The 4,943-nt window shown below is 70.5% G+C and carries 4 protein-coding genes; 1 reads left to right on the top strand and 3 read right to left on the bottom strand.

What is annotated here, in order from left to right; genetic code table 11:
• The 3 genes from ABT085_RS43630 to ABT085_RS43620 form a co-directional block, all read right to left on the bottom strand.
• Positions 1-669, bottom strand: a 669-nt coding sequence (locus ABT085_RS43630) for a phosphoribosyltransferase (protein ID WP_351621959.1), incomplete at its 3' end; no start/stop codon positions are given.
• 353 nt (positions 670-1,022) lie between these two features.
• Positions 1,023-2,183, bottom strand: coding sequence for a CapA family protein (locus ABT085_RS43625; RefSeq protein WP_351621957.1), 1,161 nt, complete (start codon positions 2,181-2,183; stop codon positions 1,023-1,025).
• A 238-nt stretch (positions 2,184-2,421) separates the two neighbouring features.
• Positions 2,422-3,219 carry an acetoacetate decarboxylase family protein gene (locus ABT085_RS43620; protein ID WP_351621954.1) on the bottom strand — a complete coding sequence of 266 codons (798 nt, stop codon included), beginning with the start codon at positions 3,217-3,219 and terminating at the stop codon, positions 2,422-2,424.
• Positions 3,220-3,683: 464 nt separating this feature from the next.
• On the opposite strand from ABT085_RS43620, the gene ABT085_RS43615 reads away from it, so the two are divergent.
• A partial coding sequence (locus ABT085_RS43615; RefSeq protein ID WP_351621952.1) for a PAS domain S-box protein occupies positions 3,684-4,943 on the top strand: 1,260 nt, incomplete at its 3' end.

The raw sequence follows: 4,943 nt of genomic DNA, 5'->3' as shown, positions 1-4,943 counted from the left end.
CTGCCCGGGCGGGGCCCGGCGGGCGCTCGCCGGGCGGGCGAGCGCTTCCTGCAGACAGGCGACGACCTCGTCGTCGTCGGTCTGGGAGAAGTCGGCGTAGAACTGGCCGATCGCGTAGAAGTCCCACGGAGTGTGCGGGCACACCAGCTCGTCGGCGTCCGCACCCAGGCGCGTGGTCCAGTCGTGCGGGGCCACGGGAACCGCCAGCACGACCCGCGCCGCCCCGTGAGCGCGGGCGATCTGACAGGCCGCGCGCGCCGTCGAGCCGGTGGCGACGCCGTCGTCGACGACCAGTACCGTGCGGCCCGCCAGGACTGCCGGGTCCCGTCCTTCCCGGTAGCGCCGTGCACGGCTTTCGAGCACTTCCCGCTCGCGGGCCTCGACCTCGGCCAGGTCGTGCGGAGTGGCATGCGCGGTGCGCACCACCTCGTCGTTGATCACGCGGACGCCGCCTTCGCCGATGGCCCCCATGCCCAGCTCCGGCTGGAACGGCACGCCCAGTTTGCGCACCAGGCAGACGTCCAGCGGCGCGCCCAACGCCTTCGCGACCTCCGCGGCGACAGGGACACCGCCGCGAGGCAGCCCCAGCACCACGACATCGGCACCCTTGAGATGCTTCAGCACGGAAGCCAGCTGTCGGCCGGCATCCCGGCGATCCAGGAACAACACGATCCGGCCTCCTCGCCCCAGGGAAACACGGCGGACAGCGCCGTGTGCATGCGCCCCGTACTTCCATCCTCACTCCAGCGGAGAACGAATGCGCACCACTGCGTGAGGCGCTTCTGGCGTGGGGTGTGTCATCCCACGGCCTTGCTCTCCACCAGCACTGCACCCAGCGCTTTCACCACGGCCGACGACCCGTCGCCGTGGTGCGCCCGAACCTCGGGTCGGGCAGGAGCGTCGGCCGGTAACCCTATGAGCAGAACCGGCCACGACATGAACGCGCATCGGGGTCCGGCCCAGGCCAGGGGCGGGTCGCATTCGACGCATACATGCTGAGCGGTCCCCGTCCGAGGTCCACGTCATGTGTGCTGCCCGGTGTGCACGGGCCGTAGCGTGAGCGTGCCGTCGGGCCCGTCGTCGACGCGGGTGCCGAACGCTCGGCAGTGCATGTCGAGGACGGCGCGCAGCCACTCGGTGTCCTCGGAGGAGGCGTGCTCCAGCCGCATCCTGCGCGCCCGCAGGGGCACCAACCGCGCGTCGACCAGCCGGCCGGTGTCGGCCTCCACCGACACCAGGTACAGCACCCGCAGGTCGTCCCGGTAGCTCTCGTAGCCGCCGATCCCCTCGTAGTCGTCGACGAGGTCACCGCAGCCGTACAGGATGAGTCTGTCCCGGTACACCTCAAGCGGACGCGGATGGTGCGAGGAATGCCCGTGGAAGACGTCCACGCCCGCGTCGAGGAGCGCGTGGGCGAAGTGGACGTCGGAGCGCGAGACGGCGTAGCCCCAGTTGGAGCCCCAGTGGACCGAGGCGATCGCGATGTCCCCCGGCCGCCTGACCTGCCGCAGACGGTCGGCGAACGCGGAGGCGACGGCTGCCGAAGGCTCCGCGACGAAGTCGACACCGAGCCGCTGCCCGGTGGCGGCCCAGTCCTTCGGGATTCCGCTGGACGGCAGACCGAAGGAGAAGACCAGCACCCGGCCGTCGGCGCCCACGGGTACGATCGCCGGCTGTCTCGCCCGTACCTCGTCCGGGCCTGCCCCCGCCGTCCGCAGCCTCGCCTCGGCCAGGGCGTCCAGCGTCTCGTGGAGGCCGCGTGGGCCGAAGTCGAGCACGTGGTTGTTGGCGAGTGCGCAGACGTCCGGCCGGGCCGCGGCCAGGCACGGCAGGTTGGCCGGGCTCATCCGGTAGTGGATGTCCTTGCCGGGCATGAACTCCCCGTCACCGGTGACGGCTGTCTCCAGATTGACCACCCGCACGTCCGGCGCTGCCTCGTCCAGGACCGGCAGCGCCTCGCCCCACGGCCAGCGGAAGTCGACCGGCTGCGGGATCGGCCCGTTCGCCGCCTCCGCCAGGTCGACGTAGGCACGGGCGTCGTGAATGTACGCCTCTCGCAGCGCCGGGTCACCGGGGAACGGGAGGATCTGATCGACACCTCGGCCGAGCATCACGTCCCCGCCGAGGAACAGCGTGACCATGCCCTCGTGCACCCCCCCAACGCTAAAACCGTCGCGAGCCATGCGCCATGGATCCGCAACCTGGCCGGCACCACCGCGGCCACCCTTGCCTGCTGTCGGTGCACCCTGGCCGGTGAGCAGGTACCGAGCAGGGTGCGGACGGGCACGCCGACTCCCGAGTCGTGTGAGCTTCGGTCGTGTCTCCAAGACTCGGGGGTGCGGCTGCGGTGGGAACGCCACGTGGTGTTCCGTGCCCCGGGGCCGATGTGACGGGGGCGGTTCGCGTAGGGCGTGAGTGTGCTCAGTTGCTGTGATCCGCGAGGGTCGTCAGGTCGGTCACGGTGTAGGCGAGGTCGAAGTGGAATCCCTTGCCGGTGCGCTGGATGGCCAGGTCGGCGAGTTCTTCGCCGCGGGCGGGGAGGAAGGAGAGGTCGCCGGTGCCGACCCAGGCGTCGCTGATCGTGGGATTGTCCAGGACGGACATGACGAGCTCGTGGACGGCGGGCTGGTCGTGCTGTCCGGCGGCCAGGCGCGGGAAGTGGCGCAGGTTGACCATGGGGCGGTTCATCAGGGTGGAGGGGTCGGAGACCGCCTGCGTCAGGGTGACCTCGGCTTCGGCTATGCGCTGCCCCGCGGCGGAGACGGTGGCGCCGAACCGTCCGCCCGGCCCGAGGACCGGGGTGCCGGGCCCGCCGACGGAGTAGGCGCGGGTCTGGTGGACGGTGCCGAGTTTCTTGGGGAAGCCCTGGATCCAGCCGCGGGCCATGGCGGAGTCGTTGTCGACGTAGATGTACGGGCACCAGGCCACGGGCGTGTCGTCGTGGCGGGCGTCGAGGGTGACGAGGAATTCCCGGTACTGCGAGCGTGCGGGGTCCAGGTACTCCAGGTCGCCGGCGGAGAACTGCCAGTCGATGAACATGGCGACACCGCGGCCGGGGGAGTCCGGGTCGGGGGTCAGGCCCTCGGGCAGGGTCGCGGCGGCGGCGGCCGGGTCGGTGAAGAACTCCACACCCACCACCGTGCCGGCGTAGTGCCACGGCGGCTTGGGCGCCAGGTTCGCGATACCGCGGGGAGTCAGGGGGACGGTGTAGCCCTTCATTTCACGTCCTTGGGGAGAGACGGAAAGAAACGATACGTATCGTTTCGCTTGTTCCTCGACCGTAACACGCTCTCGCGATGGAACGAAACGATACGTATCGTTCTCGACGGCCTTGTCGTTCGTCTGCCCAGGTGGGTGGTGGTCCGTGCTGCCCGACGGTCGACGGCGGAACGCGGGCCGGCATCCAGCTCGTCAAGAAGCCCGGCACCGGGCAGGCACGGCCGAAGCAGTTCACCCGACAACGACACCATTGGCACGGGCGAGACGGTCAAGGCCCTCCGTCCGTCCTTGGCCGTCTCGGCGGACGGGGAGCGAACGGGGGAGCCCATCCATCCCCGACCTCGGGAACGCCGTCCCCGGCCTCGTGAGCGGCCGCGTCCGCCGTTGCCGAGGCTGCGCTCCGAAGGGCGCTATAGGGTGAAAACGGGCAGAAGCCTGGGTGGCCGCTCGAGGTGGCCTCGGGAATGACCGCCTTGGAGGTGTGTGTCGTGCCCGGTGACGGATCATTCATGCTGCTCGCGCAGGACGGACGGGTGATCGAATGGTCCGTCTCGGCCGAGGAGACCTTCGGATGGTCGGCGCGGGAGGCCGAGGGCAGACACATCAGTGAGCTGGTGTCGCGCGCGGTCGACGGCGAGGGCCGGTGGACCTCCGCCATAGTGGAGGCCTTGTCGACGTGCTCGCCGATGATCTTCCATGTACTGGATGCCGAACTGCGCATCCTCGAGGTCAGCGGGGTCTGCACCCCGAGACCGACGCGTCCGGTGTCCGTGATCGGTGAGGTGTTCACCGAGGTCTACGAGCTTGCCGTGCCCGCTGAGGAGAAGGTTGCGCGCGATGTACTGAGGTCGGGCCGGCCGGTGCTGGACCACGTGGTGCGGGCGCGCGTGCCCGGCGACGACCGTCGGGCCCGGTATTACTCCCTGTCGTACATCCGTGTGCAGAGCCTGCATGCCGATGGGGCGGGACTCGTCGTCCTGGCTCTCGACGTCTCCGACCGGGTACAGGCCGCGCAGCGCCTGAGGATCCTGGAAGCGGTACGCGAGCGCGTCGGCGAACAGCTCGACGTCATCGGCGCCTGCCGGGCCCTGACCGACGCGGTCGTACCCGGACTCTGCGGCATCGCGGTGGTGGAGATCATCGACGGGGTCGTACGGGGCGAAGATCCGCCGCTGGCGCCGGTCGAGGGAGCCGTCCAGCTTCTGCGAGCCGCGTTCCGCGGAGTGGTCTCCGCTCATCCCGTGGGCGAAGTGAGCAGGCTGCCCGACGCCACGCCGTTCTCACGGGTACTGACCGACCTGCGTCCGAGGCTCGTCAACGTGAAGCCCGATGCCCCCTGGCTGTCGGCCGACCCGGCCCGCGCGGCCTCGATCGCGCAGTCGGACGCCCACTCCCTGATCGTCGCCCCGCTCGCGCTGCGCGGCCAGGCCATGGGAGTCGTCAGCCTCTACCGTCGAGGCGCCGAGGAGCCCTTCGAGGAAGGCGACCTCGGCCTGACGGCGGACGCGTGCGCCCACACCGCGCTGTCCATCGACAACGCCCGCCGATTCATGCGCGAACGCACGATAGCCGCCACGTTGAAACGGCGGCTGCTGCCGCAGCGGCCCGCCGTCACCACAGCGGTCGACATCGCACACCTGCGGCTGCCCGGACCGGGCGCGGGCGGCGCCTGGTTCGACGTCATAGAGCTCTCCGGCGCCCGGACCGCCCTGGTCCTGGGAGAC

Origin of the sequence: Streptomyces sp. NPDC002265 (assembly GCF_040296125.1) — a bacterium.
GTDB lineage: Bacteria > Actinomycetota > Actinomycetes > Streptomycetales > Streptomycetaceae > Streptomyces.
This window is presented reverse-complemented; position numbering and strand designations above follow the sequence as displayed.

Excerpts from the sequence above, each read along its gene's own strand:
- ABT085_RS43625 (WP_351621957.1), bottom strand. The coding sequence starts at position 2,183 with ATGGCTCGCGACGGTTTTAGCGTTGGGGGGGTGCACGAGGGCATGGTC.
- ABT085_RS43620 (WP_351621954.1), bottom strand. The coding sequence starts at position 3,219 with ATGAAGGGCTACACCGTCCCCCTGACTCCCCGCGGTATCGCGAACCTG.